Here is a 21,752-nt window from a genome sequence, read left to right as displayed (position 1 = left end):
GGAGCTGGAAATGTCCGACAACGATACCCTTTTCTGGCGTCTGCTGGCGCTGTTCCAGACGCTGCCGGAGCTGCAGCCGGTGCAAGTCGTCGACTGGCTGGCGCAGGAGTGCGGCGAAACGTTGACCCCGGCACGGTTAACCACCCTGACGCAGCCTCAGCTGGCCGCCAGCTTTCCTTCGGCGACGGCGGTGATGTCCCCGGCCCGCTGGGCGCGGGTCATCGCCTGCCTGCAGGGGGTGCTGCCCGGCCATTTGCGCATCGCCCGCCCCCCTCAGCGAACGCCGCAGCTGCGGGTCGCTTTTTGCTCGCAGGATGGCCTGGCCATCAATGGTCATTTTGGCCAGAACCGGCTGTTTTTTATCTATGCCTTCGATGACCAGGGCGGCTGGCTGGCGGATCTGCGCCGCTATGCGTCTTCTTCTGCGGCGTCGGACGCCAGCGAGATGCGCGCCAGGCTGCTGGAGGATTGCCATCTGCTGTTTTGTCAGGAGATTGGCGGGCCTGCCGCCGCGAGGTTGATCCGCCATCAGATCCATCCGATGAAAGCGCCGCCGGGCACGACGATTCAGGCGCAGTGCGACGCGGTAAGCGCGATGCTGGCCGGTCGGCTGCCGCCGTGGCTGGCGAAGCGCCTCAACCGGGATAACCCTCTGGAGGAACGTGTTTTTTAATCGTTGCGTTTTGCTTGTTGCCCGCCGACCCCGCGGGCCTTTTTTTTCTGGCCAGATTATCGCAAACCACTGCCGCACGAAGGCAAAAAAATTCTGTTTAACAGAAGGTTCCGTTCACATTCACTCCTTAGTCATAAATAAACTTCTCAACAGGTGAACGGCATGGGGGGCGTTTCGCTCGCCCCCCATGACCCCCGGCATTGCGCTGAAAATTGCCGCTGCGCGGTACGCTCCACTCCGGCTTCATCTGGCGGGACGGGCGGACTCGACATCCCTGTCTCGACCGCCCTCTGGCCGCCGTCCTGGCGGCCAGCCCTTGATGTGCGCCTGCGTTCTCGCCAATTTTCTTTACGCGCCCCAACCCCCTCGCGGCGAGTCATTCGCCAATATGCGGCAATACTGTCGCGTCAACAGGGGATAATCCACGCTTTCCCCCTGTCCGATTGTTGCCTTTGTCGCAAAACCCACAACCCTTTTCCCTTAAAAATCAATCTCCATCTCCCTGGAGCGCGAATTGCATCACCTCTCCGGTCTCCCACCGTCAACGAGGTCACTATGAAGGGAAAGGAAATTCTGGCGCTGCTGGACGAACCCGCCTGCGAGCACAACCAGAAGCAAAAATCCGGCTGCAGCGCTCCTAAGCCCGGCGCTACCGCCGGCGGCTGCGCCTTCGACGGCGCGCAGATAACGCTCCTGCCCATCGCCGACGTCGCGCACCTGGTGCACGGCCCCATCGGCTGCGCGGGCAGCTCGTGGGATAACCGCGGCAGCGTCAGCGCCGGCCCGGCCCTCAACCGGCTCGGCTTTACCACCGATCTTAACGAACAGGATGTGATTATGGGCCGCGGCGAACGCCGCCTGTTCCACGCCGTCCGTCACATCGTCGACCGCTATCATCCGGCGGCGGTCTTTATCTACAACACCTGCGTACCGGCGATGGAGGGGGATGACCTGGAGGCCGTCTGCCAGGCCGCACAGACCGCCACCGGCGTCCCGGTCATCGCCATTGACGCCGCCGGTTTCTACGGCAGTAAAAATCTTGGCAACCGAATGGCGGGCGACGTGATGCTCAGGCAGGTGATTGGCCAGCGCGAACCGGCCCCGTGGCCAGACAACACGCCCTTTGCCCCGGCCCAGCGCCACGATATCGGCCTGATTGGCGAATTCAATATCGCCGGCGAGTTCTGGCAGGTCCAGCCGCTGCTCGACGAGCTGGGGATCCGCGTCCTCGGCAGCCTCTCCGGCGACGGCCGCTTTGCCGAGATCCAGACCCTGCACCGGGCGCAGGCCAATATGCTGGTGTGCTCGCGCGCGCTGATCAACGTCGCCCGGGGGCTGGAGCTGCGCTACGGCACGCCGTGGTTTGAAGGCAGCTTCTACGGGATCCGCGCCACCTCCGACGCCTTGCGCCAGCTGGCGACGCTGCTGGGGGATGACGACCTGTGCCGCCGCACCGAGGCGCTGATCGCCCGCGAAGAGCAGGCGGCGGAGCAGGCGCTGGCGCCGTGGCGCGAGCAGCTCCGTGGGCGCAAAGTGTTGCTCTACACCGGCGGCGTGAAATCCTGGTCGGTGGTATCAGCCCTGCAGGATCTCGGCATGACCGTGGTGGCCACCGGCACGCGGAAATCCACCGAGGAGGACAAACAGCGGATCCGTGAGCTGATGGGCGACGAGGCGGTGATGCTTGAGGAGGGCAATGCCCGCACCCTGCTCGACGTGGTGTACCGCTATCAGGCCGACCTGATGATCGCCGGCGGACGCAATATGTACACCGCCTGGAAAGCCCGGCTGCCGTTTCTCGATATCAATCAGGAGCGCGAGCACGCCTACGCCGGCTATCAGGGCATCATCACCCTCGCCCGCCAGCTCTGTCTGACCCTCGCCAGCCCCGTCTGGCCGCAAACGCATACCCGCGCCCCGTGGCGCTAGGAGAACACCATGGCGGACATTATCCGCAGTGAAAAACCGCTGGCGGTGAGCCCGATTAAAACCGGGCAACCGCTCGGGGCGATCCTCGCCAGCCTCGGGCTGGCCCAGGCCATCCCGCTGGTCCACGGCGCCCAGGGCTGCAGCGCCTTCGCCAAAGTTTTCTTTATTCAGCATTTCCATGACCCGGTGCCGCTGCAGTCGACGGCTATGGATCCGACCGCCACGATCATGGGGGCCGACGGCAATATCTTCACCGCGCTCGACACCCTCTGCCAGCGCCACAGCCCGCAGGCCATCGTGCTGCTCAGCACCGGTCTGGCGGAAGCGCAGGGCAGCGATATCGCCCGGGTGGTGCGCCAGTTTCGTGAGGCGCATCCGCGCCATAACGGCGTGGCGATCCTCACCGTCAATACCCCGGATTTTTTTGGCTCGATGGAAAACGGCTACAGCGCGGTGATCGAGAGCGTGATCGAGCAGTGGGTCGCGCCGACGCCGCGTCCGGGGCAGCGGCCCCGGCGGGTCAACCTGCTGGTCAGCCACCTCTGTTCGCCAGGGGATATCGAATGGCTGGGCCGCTGCGTGGAGGCCTTTGGCCTGCAGCCGGTGATCCTGCCGGACCTCTCGCAGTCAATGGATGGCCACCTCGGTGAAGGGGATTTTACGCCCCTGACCCAGGGCGGCGCCTCGCTGCGCCAGATTGCCCAGATGGGCCAGAGTCTGGGCAGCTTCGCCATTGGCGTGTCGCTCCAGCGGGCGGCATCGCTCCTGACCCAACGCAGCCGCGGCGACGTGATCGCCCTGCCGCATCTGATGACCCTCGACCATTGCGATACCTTTATCCATCAGCTGGCGAAGATGTCCGGACGCCGCGTACCGGCCTGGATTGAGCGCCAGCGCGGCCAGCTGCAGGATGCGATGATCGACTGCCATATGTGGCTTCAGGGCCAGCGCATGGCGATGGCGGCGGAGGGCGACCTGCTGGCGGCGTGGTGTGATTTCGCCCGCAGCCAGGGGATGCAGCCCGGCCCGCTGGTCGCCCCCACCAGCCACCCCAGCCTGCGCCAGCTGCCGGTCGAGCAAGTCGTGCCGGGGGATCTTGAGGATCTGCAGCAGCTGCTGAGCCACCAACCCGCCGATCTGCTGGTGGCTAACTCTCACGCCCGCGATCTGGCGGAGCAGTTTGCCCTGCCGCTGATCCGCGTCGGTTTTCCCCTCTTCGACCGGCTCGGTGAGTTTCGTCGCGTCCGCCAGGGGTACGCCGGTATGCGAGATACGCTGTTTGAGCTGGCCAATCTGCTGCGCGACCGCCATCACCACACCGCCCTCTACCACTCGCCGCTTCGCCAGGGCGCCGACCCCCTGCCGGCTTCAGGAGACGCTTATGCCGCCCATTAATCGTCAGTTTGATATGGTCCACGCCGACGAGTGGTCGATGAAAGTCGCCTTCGCCAGCTCCGATTACCGCCACGTCGATCAGCATTTCGGCGCCACGCCGCGGCTGGTGGTCTACGGCGTCAAAGCCGACCGGGTCACCCTGCTGCGGGTGGTGGAGTTCCCGGTCGCCAGCGGTCACCAGACCGAGAAGATAGCCGAGCGCATCCACGCCCTTGAGGATTGCGTCACCCTGTTCTGCGTGGCGATTGGCGAGGCGGTTTTTCGCCAGCTGCTGCAGGTGGGCGTCCGCGCCGAACGCGTCCCAGACCAGACCACCATCCTCGGCTTGCTGCAGGAGATCCAACTCTCCTGGTATGAAAAAGCGCAGCGCCGCAGCGCGCGGCAACGCGATCCGCAGCGCTTTAACCGCCTGCTGGAGGAGCCGGCGTGGCGGGAGGAACCCGACCCGCTCCCCTGATCCTGTCGTTTATGTGACAAAGCCCACAAAACGCCACAACAGTGTCGGCCCTGTCGGGGGCGCTTAACCCGCCAGGTCATTAACAAATAAGGTTTTTATGCGTTGGTATCGCAATTGCTTGGGGGTCAGTACCACCGCCAGTCTGCGGTGTACCGCGCCCCGGCGTTTTCGTCATCATCCCTGGAGCTGACAGCATGTGGAACTACTCCGAGAAAGTGAAAGACCATTTTTTTCATCCCCGCAACGCGCGCGTGGTCGACAACGCCAACGCGGTGGGCGATGTGGGTTCATTAAGCTGCGGCGATGCGCTGCGCCTGATGCTGCGGGTTGATCCGCAGACCGAGATCATCGAGGAGGCGGGCTTCCAGACCTTCGGCTGCGGCAGCGCCATCGCCTCCTCTTCCGCGCTGACGGAGCTGATTATCGGCCACACCCTGACCGAAGCCGGGCAGATCACCAACCAGCAGATCGCCGACTACCTCGACGGTCTGCCGCCGGAAAAAATGCACTGCTCGGTGATGGGCCAGGAAGCGCTGCGTGCGGCCATCGCCCATTTTCGCGGCGAAAGCCTTGAGGAGGAGCATGAGGAGGGCAAGCTGATCTGTAAATGCTTCGGCGTCGACGAAGGGCATATTCGCCGGGCCGTGGTGAACAACGGCCTGACCACCCTCGAAGAAGTGATTAACTACACCAAAGCCGGCGGCGGCTGCACCGCCTGCCATGAAAAAATTGAGCTGGCGCTGGCGGCGATCCTCGCCCAACAGCCGCCAGCGCCCCTGCCAGCGGAGACGGCCCACGATGCGCACTGGCAAAGCGTGGTCGATACCATCAACGAACTGCGCCCGCACATTCAGGCCGACGGCGGCGACATGACGTTGCTCAACGTCACCCCGCGTCAGGTGACCGTCAGCCTCTCCGGCAGCTGCAGCGGCTGCATGATGACCGACATGACCCTCGCCTGGCTGCAGCAAAAGCTGATGGAGCGTACCGGAACTTACATGGACGTGGTGGCGGCCCCAGCCGCGGTTAACTAACCCAAGGGGGATACGATGAAACCTGTTTATCTCGATAACAACGCCACCACCCGTCTCGACCCGATGGTTCTCGACGCGATGATGCCCTTTTTAACCGACTTTTACGGCAACCCTTCGTCGATACACGATTTTGGTCTGCCGGCGCAGGCGGCCCTTGAACGGGCGCACCAGCAGGTGGCCGCCCTGCTCGGGGCCGACTACCCCAGCGAGATCATCTTTACCTCCTGCGCCACCGAAGCCACCACCACCGCTATCGCCTCGGCGGTGGCCCTGATGCCGGAGCGGCGCGAAATCATCACCAGCGTGGTCGAACATCCCGCCACTCTGGCGGTGTGCGAGCAGCTGGAGCGCCAGGGATACCTGATCCACCGTATCGCCGTGGATCAGCAGGGCGCCCTGGATATGGCGCAATTTCGGGCGGCGCTTAGCCCGCGCGTGGCGCTGGTCAGCATCATGTGGGCCAATAACGAAACCGGCGTCATGTTCCCGGTGCCTGAACTGGCGGAGCTGGCTCATGAGCAGGGCGCGCTGTTTCACTGCGACGCGGTGCAGGTGGTGGGCAAAATCCCGATGGCGCTCAGCCAGACGCGGATCGATATGCTCTCCTGCTCGGCGCATAAATTCCACGGTCCCAAAGGGGTGGGCTGCCTCTGGCTGCGGCGGGGAACGCGTTTTCGCCCGCTGCTGCGCGGCGGCCACCAGGCGCATGGCCGGCGGGCCGGTACGGAAAATATCAGCGGCATTGTCGGGATGGGCGCCGCCAGCGAGCTGGCACAGATTCATCTGCCGGGCATGGCGCAGATTAGCCAGCTGCGCGATCGTCTTGAACAGCATCTCCAGGCCACTATCCCGGCGGTGACGGTGATGGGCGGCAGCCAGCCGCGGGTGCCCGGCACTCTCAATCTGGCCTTCGAGTGTATCGAGGGCGAGGCAATCCTGCTGCTGATGAATCAGGCCGGGATCGCCGCCTCCAGCGGCAGCGCCTGCACCTCCGGCTCGCTGGAGCCGTCGCACGTCATGCGGGCAATGAATATCCCCTACACTGCGGCCCACGGCACCATCCGCTTCTCCCTCTCACGCTATACCCGGGAAAAAGAGATCGACTACGTCATCGCCACCCTGCCGTCGGTTATCGACCGGCTGCGCGCCCTGTCGCCCTACTGGCGACAGGGTCAGCCGCACCTGCAGGATGGCGCCTTCACGCCGGTCTACGGCTAAGGCGGGGAGACAATGATGGGACGCGTACTGATTAACGACACTACCCTGCGCGATGGTGAACAGAGTCCCGGCGTGGCCTTTCAGGCCAGCGAAAAGATCGCCATCGCCGAGGCGCTGTACGCGGCGGGGATCGAGGCCATGGAGGTCGGCACCCCGGCGATGGGCGAGGAGGAGTGCGCCCGCATCCGGCAGGTGCGCCGTCAGCTCCCGGGCGCCACGCTGATGACCTGGTGCCGGATGCAGGCGGGAGAAATTCGCCAGAGCGCCGACCTGGGCATGGACTGGGTGGATATCTCCATCCCCGCCTCCGACAAGCTGCGGCAGTACAAACTGCGCGAAGGCTTACCGCTGCTGCTGGAGCGGCTGGCGGCCCTGATCCACCTCGCCCACACCCTTGGCCTGAAGGTCTGCATTGGCTGTGAGGACGCCTCGCGAGCCAGCGACGCGACGCTGCAGGACATTGCCCGCCTGGCCCGGGAGGCGGGAGCCACCCGTCTGCGCTATGCCGATACCGTCGGTATCCTCGACCCGTTCACCACCGCGGCGCAGATCGCCGCCCTGCGCCGCGTCTGGCCCGGCGAACTCGAGATGCACGCCCATAACGATCTGGGCCTGGCTACCGCCAACACCCTGGCGGCGGTGCGCGCCGGGGCCACCAGCGTGAACACCACCGTGCTGGGCCTGGGCGAACGCGCGGGCAACGCGGCGCTGGAGACCGTGGCGCTCGGACTGGAGCGCTGCCTGGAGGTCAAGACCGGCGTGCGTTTCACCGCCCTGCCGGCGCTGTGCGAACAGGTGGCCCTCGCCACCCGCCGCCCGGTGGACCCCCAGCAGCCGCTGGTGGGCGAGCTGGTCTTTACCCACGAATCCGGCGTGCACGTTGCGGCGCTGCTGCGCGACAGCGAGAGCTATCAGGCGATCGACCCCGCCCTGCTGGGCCGCGGCTATCGGCTGGTGCTGGGCAAACACTCCGGTCGCCAGGCGGTTAACGGCGTCTTCGATCGGATGGGTTATCACCTGACATCAGCGCAAATTGACCAGCTGCTGCCAGCGCTCCGTCGCTTTGCCGAAAACGGCAAACGCAGCCCGCGGGATGATGAGCTGGCGGCAATCTACCACGCGCTCTGCAGCGCCGAAACGCTGCAGGCCAGGGGGTGAGTATGGAGTGGTTTTATCAGATCCCCGGCGTGGGCGACCTGCGCTCCGCCGATGCGTTCTTTCAGTTTTTCGCCGTTCCCTACCAGCCCGAGCGCCTGGCGCACTGCAGCCTGCCGGTGCTGGCCACCTTTCACCGCAAGCTGAAGGCGGAAGTGCCTCTGCTCAACCAGCTGGAGGATAACCCGCGCGCGCACTGGCTGCTGGCGCGCCGACTGCTGGCGGAGAGTTATCAGCAACAGTTCGAGGAGAACACGCCATGAGACCCCGATTTACCTTTAGCGAAGCGGTCCGCGTCGTGCGCGCCATCCGTAACGATGGCACCTATGCGGGCCTGCCGTCCGGCGCCCTGCTGGTGCGCCGGGGCAGCATCGGCTATGTCCGCGACTGGGGAGTATTCTTGCAGGACCAGATCATCTACCAGATCCACTTCCCGGACTGCGACCGGGTGGTCGGCTGTCGCGAACAGGAGCTGATTGCCGGCGATCGGCCCTGGCTGGCCGGCAATCTGCAGTATGGCGATAGCGTAATCTGTCAGACGGCGCTGGCGATGCAGGGCGAGATGGTGGTCAGCGTCGGTCAGTTGGGGCGCATCGAAGCCACCGACCGGGGCGAGCATGGCGACGGCTATATCGTCGACTTCGGCGGCCGCTGGTTCCAGGTCCCGGTAAGCGCGCTGGCGCTGGCAGAGGAGGAAGAATAATGGAGCCCTGGCAACGATTTGGCCGGCAGCGGCTGGCGCAGAGCCGCTGGAACTGCGAGCCGGCGGCCATCGCCGCGGTCGACCGGCAGGCCTTCGAGGCGGCCTGGCAGCGCCAGGCCCAGATGGAGCAGGTTATTGTCGCCCAGATTGCGCCGGAGGCGATCCCCGCCGCGCTGCAGGAGGGCCTCGCCACTTCGCTGGGCGCCTGGCTGGATGAGGGAGGATTTACGCCAGCGGAGCGGGCGGCGATCGTCCTGCACCACGCCCGGCTGGAAACCGCCTTCGCCGGGATTGCCAGCCAGGCGCCGCGGCCGGATCCCGCCACGGTGCAGGCCTGGTATCTGCGGCATCAGGCGCAGTTTATGCGCCCGGAACAGCGCCTGACCCGCCATCTGCTGCTCACCGTCGATGGCGACGACCAGGCGGTTTACTCGCGTATACGGGAGCTTCATGGGCAAATCGAAGCCTCCCGCGAGGCGTTTGCGCCGCTGGCCCAGCGACACTCCCACTGCCCGAGCGCGCTGGACGGCGGACTGCTGGGCTGGATCGGCCGGGGGCTGCTCTATCCGCAGCTGGAGGAGGCGCTGTTTGCGCTGGCGGAAAATGCGCTGAGCGCGCCGGTGGCCAGTGAGCTCGGCTGGCATCTGATCTGGTGTGAGGCCATTCGCCCTGCCGCGCCGATGACGCCTGAGCAGGCGCTGGAAAGCGCCCGCGATTACCTCAGTCAACAGAGCCAGCGCCGCCACCAGCGCCAGTGGCTGGCCGAGATGCTAGCGCGCCAGCCGGGGCTGTGCGGGTAGCCGACAGGCTACCCGCCATCGCCTACAGCAGATGCGGTTTAATCTCCTCAAGCCAGGTCGCCAGCCGCGCGTCGGTCTCGTCGAACTGGTTATCCTGATCCAGCACCAGTCCGACAAAGCGATCCCCCTCCAGCGCCGATGAGGCGCTGAACTCATACCCCTCGTTCGGCCAGCTGCCGATCATCGTCGCCCCGCGGGCACACAGGGCGTCGTACAGCGGCCGCAGCCCGCTGGCGAAGTTATCCGGATAGCCACGCTGATCGCCGAGGCCAAACAGCGCCACCGTTTTCCCCTGCAGGCTGACGTCGCCGAGGTTGCGGATAAACTCGGCCCACGACTCGCTCTCGCCCCCGGCCTCAAGGCCCGGCAGCTGGCCGTCGCCCAGCGTCGGCGTCCCCAACAGCAGGGCCGGGTAGGCCAGCAGGTCCGCCAGCGTGGCGCGGTTAATATTGACCGGGGCGGCGGCGGCCTCCCCCAGCTGCTTGTGGATCATTTTCGCGATCTTGCGGGTTTTACCGGTATCGGTACCAAAGAAAATGCCAATGTTCGCCATAGTACGCTCCTGTCGGAATGGTGTTGAAAAAAGGAATGACGACAGAGGTATTGCGAAGGCTGTGCCAGGTTGCCCTGCACCGCGACGGCCCATCCCTGCCCCATCAGGATCGCTTCGCATCACGATGCCGCGCGCCAAAGGCGCACCCGGCGGGGCGAAAGGTAAAAATCCGTGAATTTTCCCCCTGTCGGATCAATGTTTCGCGTGGTCGTTCCGATAAGGGCGCACACTTTGCATGGTTATCCGGGTTCGGCTTACCCCGCCGCGTTTTGCGCACGGTGTCGGACAATTTGTCATAACTGCGACACAGGAGTTTGCGATGACCCTGAATATGATGCTCGATAACGCCGCGCCGGAGGCCATCGCCGGCGCGCTGATTCAACAACATCCGGGGCTGTTTTTTACCATGGTGGAACAGGCCTCGGTGGCCATCTCCCTCACCGATGCCAGCGCCAGGATCATTTACGCCAACCCGGCGTTTTGCCGCCAGACCGGCTATTCGCTGGCGCAATTGTTAAACCAGAACCCGCGCCTGCTGGCCAGCAGCCAGACGCCGCGCGAGATCTATCAAGAGATGTGGCATACCCTGCTCCAGCGTCAGCCCTGGCGCGGTCAGCTGATTAATCAGCGTCGGGACGGCGGCCTGTACCTGGTGGAGATTGACATCACCCCGGTGCTTAGCCCGCAAGGGGAACTGGAGCATTATCTGGCGATGCAGCGGGATATCAGCGTCAGCTACACCCTCGAACAACGGCTGCGCAACCATATGACCCTGATGGAGGCGGTGCTGAATAATATCCCCGCCGCCGTGGTAGTGGTGGACGAGCAGGATCGGGTGGTGATGGACAACCTCGCCTATAAAACCTTCTGCGCTGACTGCGGCGGCCGGGAGCTGCTCACCGAGCTGCAGGTCTCCCCTGGCCGGATGACGCCCGGCGTGGAGGCGATCCTGCCGGTGGCGCTGCGCGGGGCCGCGCGCTGGCTGTCGGTAACCTGCTGGCCGTTGCCCGGCGTCAGTGAAGAGGCCAGCCGCTACTTTATCGACAGCGCGCTGGCGCGGACCCTGGTGGTGATCGCCGACTGTACCCAGCAGCGTCAGCAGCAGGAGCAAGGGCGCCTTGACCGGCTGAAGCAGCAAATGACCGCCGGCAAGCTGCTGGCGGCGATCCGCGAGTCGCTGGACGCCGCGCTGATCCAGCTGAACTGCCCGATTAATATGCTGGCGGCAGCCCGTCGGCTGAACGGCGAGGGAAGCGGGAATGTGGCGCTGGAGGCCGCCTGGCGTGAAGGGGAAGAGGCGATGGCGCGGCTCCAGCGCTGTCGCCCATCGCTGGAACTCGAAAACCCCGCCGTCTGGCCGCTGCAGCCCTTTTTCGACGATCTGTGCGCCCTCTACCGTACCCGCTTCGATCCCGACGGGCTGCAGGTCGACATGGCCTCACCGCATCTGATCGGCTTTGGCCAGCGCACCCCGCTGCTGGCGTGCTTAAGCCTGTGGCTCGATCGCACCCTGGCCCTCGCCGCCGAACTCCCCTCCGTGCCGCTGGCGATGCAGCTCTACGCCGAGGAGAACGACGGCTGGCTGTCGCTGTACCTGACTGACAACGTACCGCTGCTGCAGGTGCGCTACGCTCACTCCCCCGACGCGCTGAACTCGCCGGGCAAAGGCATGGAGCTGCGGCTGATCCAGACCCTGGTGGCGCACCATCGCGGGGCCATTGAGCTGGCTTCCCGACCGCAGGGCGGCACCTGCCTGACCCTGCGTTTCCCGCTGTTTAACACCCTGACCGGAGGTGAAGCATGATCCCTGAATCCGAGCCGGACACCACCGTCAGACGCTTCGACCTCTCTCAGCAGTTCACCGCCATGCAGCGGATAAGCGTGGTGCTGAGCCGGGCCACCGAGGCCAGCAAAACGTTGCAGGAGGTGCTCAGCGTATTGCACAACGATGCCTTTATGCAGCACGGGATGATCTGCCTGTACGACAGCGAGCAGGAGATCCTCAGTATCGAAGCGCTGCAGCAAACCGGCCAGCAGCCCCTCCCCGGCAGCACGCAGATCCGCTATCGCCCCGGCGAGGGACTGGTGGGGACCGTGCTGGCCCAGGGGCAGTCGCTGGTGCTGCCCCGGGTCGCCGACGATCAGCGTTTTCTCGACCGCCTGAGCCTCTACGATTACGATCTGCCGTTTATCGCCGTACCGTTGATGGGGCCCAACGCCCGGCCAATAGGGGTGCTGGCGGCCCAGCCGATGGCGCGCCAGGAAGAGCGGCTACCGGCCTGCACCCGTTTTCTCGAAACCGTCGCCAACCTCGTCGCCCAGACCATCCGGCTGATGATCCTTCCGGCCTCACCCGCCCTGTCGAGCCGCCAGCCGCCGAAGGTGGAACGGCCGCCGGCCTGCTCGTCGTCGCGCGGCGTGGGCCTTGACAATATGGTCGGCAAGAGCCCGGCGATGCGCCAGATCGTGGAGGTGATCCGTCAGGTTTCGCGCTGGGACACCACCGTGCTGGTACGCGGCGAAAGCGGCACCGGGAAAGAGCTGATCGCCAACGCCATCCATCACCATTCGCCACGGGCTGGCGCCGCCTTCGTCAAATTTAACTGCGCGGCGCTGCCGGACACCCTGCTGGAAAGCGAACTGTTCGGCCATGAGAAAGGCGCCTTTACCGGGGCGGTGCGTCAGCGTAAAGGACGTTTTGAGCTGGCGGATGGCGGCACCCTGTTCCTCGATGAGATTGGTGAAAGCAGCGCCTCGTTCCAGGCCAAGCTACTGCGTATCCTCCAGGAGGGGGAGATGGAGCGGGTCGGCGGCGATGAGACCCTGCGGGTGAATGTCCGCATCATCGCCGCCACCAACCGTCACCTGGAGGAGGAGGTCCGGCTGGGCCATTTCCGCGAGGATCTCTATTATCGTCTGAACGTGATGCCCATCGCCCTGCCCCCGCTGCGCGAGCGTCAGGAGGACATCGCCGAGCTGGCGCACTTCCTGGTGCGCAAAATCGGCCAGCATCAGGGGCGCACGCTGCGGATCAGCGAGGGCGCGATCCGCCTGCTGATGGAGTACAGCTGGCCGGGTAACGTTCGCGAACTGGAGAACTGCCTCGAACGATCGGCGGTGATGTCGGAGAGTGGCCTGATCGATCGCGACGTGATCCTCTTCACTCACCAGGATCGTCCCGCCAAAGCCCTGCCTGCCAGCGGGCCAGCGGAAGACAGCTGGCTGGACAACAGCCTGGACGAACGTCAGCGACTGATCGCCGCGCTGGAAAAAGCCGGCTGGGTGCAGGCCAAGGCGGCACGGCTACTGGGGATGACGCCGCGCCAGGTCGCTTACCGGATCCAGATCATGGATATCACCCTGCCGCGTCTGTAGGCCGCGGTGTCAGGTTCAGGACATTGTCGTCAGTGCGGCAGGAACGCGACAATGTTGTGCCGCAGGGATGCGGGATAACGCTTTATTTTTCAGCCAGATAAAAAATTCGTCTCTGGTACGTCGTTTGCAGCAGGAAGGTATCGCCCAACCATGAAGGTACGACCATGACTTCCTGCTCTTCTTTTTCCGGCGGTAACGCCTGTCAGTCGGCGGACACCAGCGCGTTAGCGCCGCGGGTGGCCGACAAGGTCGCCGCGCACCCCTGCTACTCCCGCAGCGGGCACCACCGTTTCGCCCGGATGCATCTTCCGGTCGCCCCGGCCTGCAATCTGCAGTGCAACTACTGCAACCGTAAATTCGACTGCAGCAATGAGTCCCGTCCCGGGGTGTCATCGACGCTGCTGACCCCCGAGCAGGCGGTGTTGAAAGTGCGCCAGGTGGCCCAGGCCATCCCGCAGCTGTCGGTGGTCGGCATAGCCGGGCCCGGCGATCCGCTGGCCAATATGACCCGCACCTTCCGCACCCTGGAGCTGGTCCGCGACCAGCTTCCGGACCTCAAATTATGCCTGTCGACCAACGGGCTGATGCTGCCCGACGCGGTCGATCGCCTGCTGGAGGTCGGCGTGGATCACGTCACGGTGACCATCAATACCCTGGATGCCGATATCGCCGGGCAAATCTATGCCTGGCTGTGGCTCGACGGCGAACGCTACCGCGGCCGGGAAGCCGGGGAGATCCTGATTGCCCGCCAGCTTGAAGGGGTCCGCAGGCTGACCGCCGCGGGGGTGCTGGTCAAGATAAACTCGGTGCTGATCCCGGGGATCAACGACGGTGGCATGGCCGAGGTCGGCCGTCGTTTGCGGGAAAGCGGCGCGTTTATTCACAATATTATGCCGCTGATTGCCAGACCGGAGCACGGCACGGTTTTTGGTCTCAACGGCCAGCCGGAGCCGGACGCCGGGATGCTCGCCGCGATCCGCAGCCAGTGCGGGGAGGTGATGCCGCAGATGACCCACTGCCACCAGTGCCGTGCCGACGCCATCGGCATGCTGGGCGAAGATCGCAGCCAGCAGTTCACCCGGCTGCCGGACCCGGACAGCCTCCCCGACTGGCTGCCCATCCTCCACCAGCGCGCCGAACTTCATGCCAGCCTCGCTACGCAGGGGGAGTCGGACGCGGATGACGCCTGTCTGGTGGCCGTGGCCTCCCGCCACGGCGAGGTCATTGACTGTCATTTTGGCCATGCCGACCGCTTCTCGATCTACAGCCTGTCGGCCGCCGGTATGGTGCTGGTGGGCGAGCGCTTTACGCCAAAATATTGCCGCGGCGAAGAGGAGTGTGATCCACAGGAGAACGAGGCCAGACTGGCGGCGCTGCTGGCGCTGCTCGCCGACGTAAAAGCGGTGTTCTGCGTGCGTATCGGCCATACGCCATGGCAGCAGCTGGAATTGCAGGGCATTGAGCCGCAGGTGGACGGCGCGTGGCGTTCGGTCGCCGAGGTGCTGCCTGCCTGGTGGCAGCGGCGGCGCCAGAGCCTGGCGGCATCGCGTCTGCGTCAGGGGGTCGCCTGATGGCGCCGGTCGACTGGTTGACCCGCCTGTGGCGATTGTATCACGCCGGAAAAGGCTGCTTTCCGCTGCGGATGGGGCTGACTCCCGCGGCATGGCGGTCGCTGCAGCAGCGGCTGGGCGAGGTGGCGACTCCGCTGGACAGCGCGACGCTGAGCCGCCGTCGGCTGATGACCGAGCTGAATGCCACCCGCGACGAAGAGCGTCGGCAGCTGGGGCAGTGGCTGACGGAGTGGATGGCGCCGGGGGCTGCACCGATGGCGCAGATCGTTGCCGAGGTGGCGCTGGCGTTTAACCATCTGTGGGAGGATCTGGGACTCGATTCGCGGGCGGAACTGGGCCGACTGATGAGCGACTGCTTTCCGCAGCTGGTGGTGCAGAACGTCCACCATATGCGCTGGAAAAAGTTCTTTTATCGCCAGCGCTGCCTGCAGTCGCAGGGGGAGATTGTCTGCCGATCGCCGAGCTGCGACGAATGCCTGGAGCGCAGCCTCTGCTTCGAACCGCCGCCGCAATAAACAAGCCGCAGCCCCCTGCGGCTGACCCAACCACACTCGCGTTTAACCCCTTTACGCGGGTTTCTGCCGGGTGGCGCTTCGCTTACCCGGCCTACAAAGCCATTTATATATCACAAGGTTAACCATCACCGTAGGCCCGGCAAGCGCAGCGCCGCCGGGCAATATATCAGGCTCCGTGTCCAACATGTTGCCGGGTGGCGCTTCGCTTACCCAGCCTACAACCCCAAATCACCACTGGATCAGGGGCCGCTGAAACTGCCGGTGCTGGCGGCCTCAAAATCGCTGAGACGTTCCCGGCAGGCCGGGGCAGCCCGCATGGATGCGGGCTGAGGGCCGTGTTTTGCAGGGACGCTGCCTCGGCCCGACCCGAAGCCTGCAGGGATAAGTCGAAGGTACCACGAAGTGGCGATTTTGCTGGCCGGAGCCCGGGGGTACAGGGGGCGGCGGCGGCTGGCCGCCCACTGTGCGCTCCCTGCGCCATGAGAGACATAACGCAGAAGACTAACCGGGAGCGCAATGTGCGCTGAAGCCACAGATAACATAAACAACCACACTGCAGTGCTTCCCCTCACCCTAACCCTCTCCCGGAGGGAGAGGGAACCGTCCGGTCGTCGTTTCCGTGCCCAACATATTGCCGGGTGGCGGCTGCGCCTGACCCGGCCTACGGAGTCTGAGAACGTGGTAAACCGATAACAGTCTCCCCGCCGCCGGGCAATACATCAGGCTCCGTGCCCAGCATGTTGCCGGGTGGCGCTTCGCTTACCCGGCCTACAAAGACATTTACATATAAAAAGGTTACTCAACACCGTAGGCCCGGCAAGCGCCGCGCCGCCGGGCAAGGACAGCGGGCGCGGAGCCGCTTTTGTGCCGGGTGGAGCTTCGCTTACCCAGCCTACAACCCCAAATCACCACTGGATCAGGGGCCACTGAAACTGCCGGTGCTGGCGGCCTCAAAATCGCTGAGACGTACCCGGAAGGCCGGGGCAGCCCGCATGGATGCGGGCTGAGGGCCGTGTTTTGCACGGACGCTGCCTCGGCCCGACCCGAAGCCTGCAGGGATAAGTCGAAGGTACCACGAAGTGGCGATTTTGCTGGCCGGAGCCCGGGGGTACAGGGGGCGGCGGCGACTGGCCGCCCCCTGTGCGCTCCCTGCGCCATGAAAGACATAACGCAGAAGACTAACCGGGAGCGCAATGTGCGCTGAAGCCACTGATAACATAAACAACCACACTGCAGTGCTTCCCCTCACCCTAACCCTCTCCCGGAGGGAGAGGGAACCGTCCGGTCGTCGTTTCCGTGCCCAACATATTGCCGGGTGGCGGCTGCGCCTGACCCGGCCTACAACCCCAAATCACCACTGGATCAGGGGCCGCTGAAACTGCCGGTGCTGGCGGCCTCAAAATCGCTGAGACGTTCCCGGCAGGCCGGGGCAGCCCGCATGGATGCGGGCTGAGGGCCGTGTTTTGCAGGGACGCTGCCTCGGCCCGACCCGAAGCCTGCAGGGATAAGTCGAAGGTACCACGAAGTGGCGATTTTGCTGGCCGGAGCCCGGGGGTACAGGGGGCGGCGGCGACTGGCCGCCCCCTGTGCGCTCCCAGCACCATAAGAGACATAACGCAGAAGACTAACCGGGAGCGCAAACTACGCTGAAGCCACAGATAACATAAACAACCACACTGCAGTGCTTCCCCTCACCCTAACCCTCTCCCGGAGGGAGAGGGAACCGTCCGGTCGTCGTTTCCGTGCCCAACATATTGCCGGGTGGCGGCTGCGCCTGACCCGGCCTACAACCCCAAATCACCACGGGATCAGGGGCCGCTGAAACTGCCGGTGCTGGCGGCCTCAAAATCGCTGAGACGTTCCCGGCAGGCCGGGGCAGCCCGCATGGATGCGGGCTGAGGGCCGTGTTTTGCAGGGACGCTGCCTCGGCCCGACCCGAAGCCTGCAGGGATAAGTCGAAGGTACCACGAAGTGGCGATTTTGCTGGCCGGAGCCCGGGGGTACAGGGGGCGGCGGCGACTGGCCGCCCCCTGTGCGCTCCCAGCACCATAAGAGACATAACGCAGAAGACTAACCGGGAGCGCAAACTACGCTGAAGCCACAGATAACATAAACAACCACACTGCAGTGCTTCCCCTCACCCTAACCCTCTCCCGGAGGGAGAGGGAACCGTCCGGTCGTCGTTTCCGTGCCCAACATATTGCCGGGTGGCGGCTGCGCCTGACCCGGCCTACAACCCCAAATCACCACTGGATCAGGGGCCGCTGAAACTGCCGGTGCTGGCGGCCTCAAAATCGCTGAGACGTTCCCGGCAGGCCGGGGCAGCCCGCATGGATGCGGGCTGAGGGCCGTGTTTTGCACGGACGCTGCCTCGGCCCGACCCGAAGCCTGCAGGGATAAGTCGAAGGTACCACGCAGTGGCGATTTTGCCGGCCGGAGCCCGGGGGTACAGGGGGCGGCGGCGGCTGGCCGCCCTCTGTGCGCTCCCTGCGCCATGAGAGACATAACGCAGAAAACTAACCGGGAGCGCAATGTGCGCTGAAGCCACAGATAACATAAACAACCACACTGCAGTGCTTCCCCTCACCCTAACCCTCTCCCGGAGGGAGAGGGAACCGTCCGGTCGTCGTTTCCGTGCCCAACATATTGCCGGGTGGCGGCTGCGCCTGACCCGGCCTACATAACCATTAAATTTCAGATGGTTAACCATCACCGTAGGCCCGCGCAAGCGCAGCGCCGCCGGGCAAAAGGTATCGCACCGGGCCAAACGAAAAAAAAGCCGGAGGTTTCCCTCCGGCTTTTCTCATTTACATCACGCTATGCCTTAGGCCACATCTTCATACTGCGGCACCGGGTTGCGGAAGCTTTTGGTCACGCAGGCCAGATAGACCAGACCGATACCGGCCCAGATCAGGCCCAGAATCATCGAGCTCTCTTCCAGGTTGACCCACAGCGCGCCAACGGTCAGGGCGCCGCACATCGGCAGGAACAGATACTGGAAGTGGTCTTTCAGCGTCTTGTTGCGTTTCTCACGGATCCAGAACTGCGAAATCACCGACAGGTTAACGAAGGTAAACGCCACCAGCGCACCAAAGTTAATCAGCGCCGTCGCCATCACCAGGTCGAAGTTAATCGCCAGCAGCGCAATAGCGCCGACCAGGATGATGTTCATCGCCGGGGTGCGCCAGGTCGGGTGAACGTAGCCGAAGAAGCTTTTCGGGAACACGCCGTCGCGGCCCATCACGTACATCAGACGCGCCACGCCAGCGTGCGCCGCCATACCGGAAGCCAGCACGGTGATGGTGGAGAAGATCAGCGCGCCAACCTGGAAGGCTTTACCTGCTACGTAGAGCATAATTTCCGGCTGTGACGCATCCGGATCTTTAAAGCGCGAGATGTCCGGGAAGTACAGCTGCAGGAAGTAGGTGGCAAAGATGAAGATCAGGCCGCCAATCAGCGCGGTCAGGAAGATCGCCCGCGGGATGACGCGCTCTGCATCTTTGGTCTCTTCAGACAGGTTGCTGATGCCGTCGAAGCCGGTAAACGAGAAGCACAGGATCGTCGCCCCGGTAATCATCGGGATCACGTGCGCGTCACCGGACCAGAACGGACGGCTGCTGGCCAGCGTACCGGCGCCTTCGCCTTCAAACACGCCATAAATCACCATGCCGAGAATAACGGCAATCAGCACCACCTGCAGCACCACGATCACGGTGTTGAAGTTGGCCACGGATTTAATGCTGCGCAGGTTAAAGGCGGTCATAAAGGCGACCAGCGCGATAACAAACACCCACGACGGAATCGAAGGCACCAGCGCTTCAAAATAGATTTTCGCCAGCAGAATGTTGATCATCGGCGCGAACAGGTAGTCGAGCAGCGAGGACCAACCCACCATAAAGCCGACGGTCGGGCTGATGGATTTCTGCGCATAGGTATACGCCGAGCCGGCGGACGGGTAACGACGTACCAGCTTGCCGTAGCTCAGGGCAGTAAACAGGATAGCGATTAACGCAAAGGCGTAGGCCGTCGGCACGTGACCGTCGGTCATACCAGAGACGATACCAAACGTATCGAACAGCGTCATCGGCTGCATATAGGCCAGGCCCATCATTACAACCGGAACTAACGTAAGCGTTTTACGTAATTCCACGCGAGAGGTATTTGGAGTAGCGTTATGCGACATAGTTATCCCCTTTTACGGTGAACGCCAGCGCGTAAGCAAAAAATTGCCCCATTTCTTTCTATTCCTCAGCGACAACGACTGTCGGTTTTTAGTAAATATCTATCCGGTACGAAGCCCGGCCTCTTGGTATTGAATGATGTGTCTTTCGACCAAAAAAATAACCGACACTTTTAAAAAAAGCGTCGGCTAGTCTCTGGTTTTCAGGCCGCATATTTTGCAACAAATTCAACGGCGTTGACAAGATGTTATGAAGTTCATTGCGTAAGCGTATTTTTTAACGTGCTAATATCTATACGATTTCCGTATGATAAATTGTAAAAATAGCACTATTTGCTAATAGCGTTTCCCGCCACCATTTGCTGGCCAAACCGCAGGTGGCGTCATTCCAGGCGATCCAGGCATGCTGGCGGGGCGACAGCCCGCGAACCGCCATGCTGATGAGCTCGCCGCTCTCCAGCAGCCCCTGCACCTGGTAACGCGGCAGACAGCCCCAGCCCAGCCCCATGCGCAGCAGCGCCAGCTGCCCCGCGGCGTCACACACCGTCAGGGTCTCCTGATCGCTGAGCAGCGCCCCGCCCTCGCCGGTGGCCACCGCCCGGTAACGGCGCAGGGTCCGCCAGCTCAGCGGAGCGCGGTGTCGCGCCAGCGGATGCTGCGGGGAAACCACCAGCAGCAGCTCCAGCTCGCCGAGGGGGAGATAGTCATAACCGCTCAGCGGCGGCGGCTCGCCGAGGGCGCCCAGCAGCAGATCGGCCTGCCCGTCAGTCAGCGGCCGCCAGTCCAGCAGCGAGGGGTTCTGCGTGAAGTGCAGCCGGGTCAGCGGCTGTTGTTGATAAAATGCGGCAATCAGCGGCGAAAGCTGCGCCACGGGAAAAGTGCTGTCCACCGTCAGGCGGAGGGTGTGCTCCCACCCCTGCTGCAGTTTGACCGCCCGGATCTCCAGTTCGCGGGCGATATGCAGCACCTCCCGCCCTTTCTCCAGCAGCATTTGTCCGGTGGGGGTAAAGCGCGCGCGGTGGCCGCTGCGGTCGAGCAGCTGAATATTGAGATCGCTTTCCAGCCGGTGAATGGTGTAGCTCAGCGCCGAGGGCGTTTTAAAGAGCTTTGCCGACGCGGCGGCAAAGCTCCCCTCTTTTTCCAGCGCGTCGAGGATCACGAGGACATCCAGCAGTGGTTTCATCGCTACCCCCTTACGGTATGCGAATCACCGCTGGTAGATCACTCCATCGGCATCACCAGCGGATCGGGGTACTGGTACTCAAACCCCAGCTCATTGCAGATACGATTGCCATCCACAATCTTGCCCTGACCGCCGTCCGGGCTGTCGCTGAACACCGGCGGCGGCAGCCCCAGTTCACGGGCCATTTGCGGATAAAAGAGGCCACGCGCCGGATGGCGGGGCGCACATAGATTATAGATGTGCCCGCCCTTCGGGGCCTGCAACAGCAGTTCGATAGCGGCCACCACATCCTGCAAATGCACCAGATTGACCACGTGCTGGCCATCCGGCGCCGACTTGCCGGCAAAAAAACGTCCCGGATGACGGGAAGGCCCCACCAGCCCGGCCAGACGCAGAATATCCACCGAGGTTCCCGGCAGGTTGTGCAGCCAGTCCTCCAGCTCCTTGAGCACCTGCCCGCTGGCGGTTTGCGGCAGACGCGGGGAGTTCTCTTTCACCGTGCCATTGACGTTGCCATACACCGAGGTGGAACTGGTGAAGACGATCCGCGGAATATGGTGCGCCAGCGCGGTATCGACAATCTCCTGCACCGCCTGCAGATAAAACCCTTCTCCCGCCCCGGTACGCCGGGCCGGCAGCGTGATCACCAGCGCATCGACGTTCATCAGCGCGTCGAGGTCCTCGGTATCACAGACCAGCTGCGGCTCCAGGCGCAGCGGATAGCTGTCAATCCCGCACATCCGCGCCGCCTCCACGCCATCCTGCGTGGTTTTACTGCCGGTGACCTGCCAACCTCGCGCCATCAATGACAGCGCCAGCGGCATTCCCAGCCATCCCAAACCGACTATCGCGACCTTTTTCATCCCAGGCTCCTGACTCTTTCGCTGTGCTAATTACAGGCTACGCCAGCCAGCGGCAACTGACAATTTCTTCGCTCAATGTGAAATGAATTAATGATAGAAAAAAGCCCTTGCTTTCTGCGGCGGAAGTGGTTTAGGTTAAAGGACATCA

At 63.7% G+C, this 21,752-nt stretch carries 19 protein-coding genes; 14 read left to right on the top strand and 5 right to left on the bottom strand.

The window, feature by feature from the left end; translation table 11 throughout:
• Positions 1-10 precede the first annotated feature (10 nt).
• The 10 genes from SP68_RS08440 to nifM all read left to right on the top strand — a co-directional run bounded on the left by SP68_RS08440 (position 11) and on the right by nifM (position 9,364).
• Complete coding sequence (locus SP68_RS08440; protein ID WP_012967614.1) at positions 11-673, top strand: NifB/NifX family molybdenum-iron cluster-binding protein; 663 nt, start codon at positions 11-13, stop codon at positions 671-673.
• A 555-nt stretch (positions 674-1,228) separates the two neighbouring features.
• Entirely contained in the window at positions 1,229-2,602 is a 1,374-nt protein-coding gene (gene nifE / locus SP68_RS08435) for a nitrogenase iron-molybdenum cofactor biosynthesis protein NifE (RefSeq protein WP_012967613.1), read from the top strand.
• Between the two features lie 9 nt (positions 2,603-2,611).
• Entirely contained in the window at positions 2,612-3,997 is a 1,386-nt protein-coding gene (gene nifN, locus SP68_RS08430) for a nitrogenase iron-molybdenum cofactor biosynthesis protein NifN (RefSeq protein WP_040968711.1), read from the top strand.
• Positions 3,984-4,454 carry a NifB/NifX family molybdenum-iron cluster-binding protein gene (locus tag SP68_RS08425; protein WP_008804129.1) on the top strand — a complete coding sequence of 157 codons (471 nt, stop codon included), beginning with the start codon at positions 3,984-3,986 and terminating at the stop codon, positions 4,452-4,454. The genes nifN and SP68_RS08425 overlap by 14 nt, the downstream gene beginning before the upstream one ends.
• A gap of 194 nt (positions 4,455-4,648) precedes the next feature.
• Positions 4,649-5,488: a Fe-S cluster assembly protein NifU gene (gene nifU / locus SP68_RS08420; RefSeq protein ID WP_008804128.1), complete on the top strand. Its 840-nt coding sequence runs from the start codon at positions 4,649-4,651 to the stop codon at positions 5,486-5,488.
• Positions 5,489-5,503: 15 nt separating this feature from the next.
• Positions 5,504-6,706, top strand: coding sequence for a cysteine desulfurase NifS (gene nifS, locus SP68_RS08415; RefSeq protein WP_023322950.1), 1,203 nt, complete (start codon positions 5,504-5,506; stop codon positions 6,704-6,706).
• A 15-nt stretch (positions 6,707-6,721) separates the two neighbouring features.
• Positions 6,722-7,864 carry a homocitrate synthase gene (gene nifV / locus SP68_RS08410; RefSeq protein ID WP_012967610.1) on the top strand — a complete coding sequence of 381 codons (1,143 nt, stop codon included), beginning with the start codon at positions 6,722-6,724 and terminating at the stop codon, positions 7,862-7,864.
• Positions 7,865-7,866: 2 nt separating this feature from the next.
• Positions 7,867-8,124 carry a nitrogenase-stabilizing/protective protein NifW gene (locus SP68_RS08405; protein WP_008804125.1) on the top strand — a complete coding sequence of 86 codons (258 nt, stop codon included), beginning with the start codon at positions 7,867-7,869 and terminating at the stop codon, positions 8,122-8,124.
• On the top strand, positions 8,121-8,564 hold the full coding sequence (locus SP68_RS08400) for a nitrogen fixation protein NifZ (RefSeq protein ID WP_012541106.1): 444 nt from the start codon (positions 8,121-8,123) through the stop codon (positions 8,562-8,564). The genes SP68_RS08405 and SP68_RS08400 overlap by 4 nt, the downstream gene beginning before the upstream one ends.
• A complete protein-coding gene (gene nifM, locus SP68_RS08395; protein ID WP_040968712.1) occupies positions 8,564-9,364 on the top strand; it encodes a nitrogen fixation protein NifM in 801 nt (266 codons plus the stop codon). Before SP68_RS08400 ends, nifM begins: the two co-directional genes overlap by 1 nt.
• Before the next feature lie 22 nt (positions 9,365-9,386).
• On the opposite strand, the gene SP68_RS08390 is transcribed toward nifM, so the two are convergent.
• The gene (locus tag SP68_RS08390; RefSeq protein WP_040968713.1) at positions 9,387-9,917 is read right to left on the bottom strand and encodes a flavodoxin; all 531 of its coding nucleotides are present in this window, start codon (positions 9,915-9,917) and stop codon (positions 9,387-9,389) included.
• Positions 9,918-10,236: 319 nt separating this feature from the next.
• Between SP68_RS08390 and nifL the strand changes: the two genes are divergently transcribed.
• From nifL to SP68_RS08370, 4 genes are all read left to right on the top strand, one after another.
• The gene (nifL, locus tag SP68_RS08385; protein ID WP_008804121.1) at positions 10,237-11,721 is read left to right on the top strand and encodes a nitrogen fixation negative regulator NifL; all 1,485 of its coding nucleotides are present in this window, start codon (positions 10,237-10,239) and stop codon (positions 11,719-11,721) included.
• Positions 11,718-13,292, top strand: a complete 1,575-nt coding sequence (nifA, locus tag SP68_RS08380) for a nif-specific transcriptional activator NifA (RefSeq protein ID WP_016161453.1) — start codon at positions 11,718-11,720, stop codon at positions 13,290-13,292. Before nifL ends, nifA begins: the two co-directional genes overlap by 4 nt.
• A gap of 164 nt (positions 13,293-13,456) precedes the next feature.
• Positions 13,457-14,863 (top strand): nitrogenase cofactor biosynthesis protein NifB, encoded by a 1,407-nt coding sequence (gene nifB, locus SP68_RS08375; RefSeq protein ID WP_040968714.1) that lies wholly within the window; start codon positions 13,457-13,459, stop codon positions 14,861-14,863.
• Positions 14,863-15,378 (top strand): nitrogen fixation protein NifQ, encoded by a 516-nt coding sequence (locus SP68_RS08370; RefSeq protein WP_040968715.1) that lies wholly within the window; start codon positions 14,863-14,865, stop codon positions 15,376-15,378. Before nifB ends, SP68_RS08370 begins: the two co-directional genes overlap by 1 nt.
• Before the next feature lie 2,824 nt (positions 15,379-18,202).
• Here the strand turns inward: SP68_RS08370 and plaP are convergent.
• The 4 genes from plaP to SP68_RS08355 all read right to left on the bottom strand — a co-directional run bounded on the left by plaP (position 18,203) and on the right by SP68_RS08355 (position 21,604).
• A complete protein-coding gene (plaP, locus tag SP68_RS08365) occupies positions 18,203-19,561 on the bottom strand; it encodes a putrescine/proton symporter PlaP (RefSeq protein ID WP_004148994.1) in 1,359 nt (452 codons plus the stop codon).
• On the bottom strand, positions 19,551-19,613 hold the full coding sequence (gene yoeI, locus SP68_RS29065; protein ID WP_096335043.1) for a membrane protein YoeI: 63 nt from the start codon (positions 19,611-19,613) through the stop codon (positions 19,551-19,553). The genes plaP and yoeI overlap by 11 nt, the downstream gene beginning before the upstream one ends.
• Positions 19,614-19,850: 237 nt before the next feature.
• Positions 19,851-20,741 carry a LysR family transcriptional regulator gene (locus SP68_RS08360; RefSeq protein WP_032733324.1) on the bottom strand — a complete coding sequence of 297 codons (891 nt, stop codon included), beginning with the start codon at positions 20,739-20,741 and terminating at the stop codon, positions 19,851-19,853.
• Positions 20,742-20,779: 38 nt separating this feature from the next.
• Entirely contained in the window at positions 20,780-21,604 is an 825-nt protein-coding gene (locus tag SP68_RS08355) for an SDR family oxidoreductase (RefSeq protein ID WP_008804116.1), read from the bottom strand.
• Positions 21,605-21,752 lie beyond the last annotated feature (148 nt).

Origin of the sequence: Klebsiella variicola (assembly GCF_000828055.2) — a bacterium.
Taxonomy (GTDB): domain Bacteria; phylum Pseudomonadota; class Gammaproteobacteria; order Enterobacterales; family Enterobacteriaceae; genus Klebsiella; species Klebsiella variicola.
This window is presented reverse-complemented; position numbering and strand designations above follow the sequence as displayed.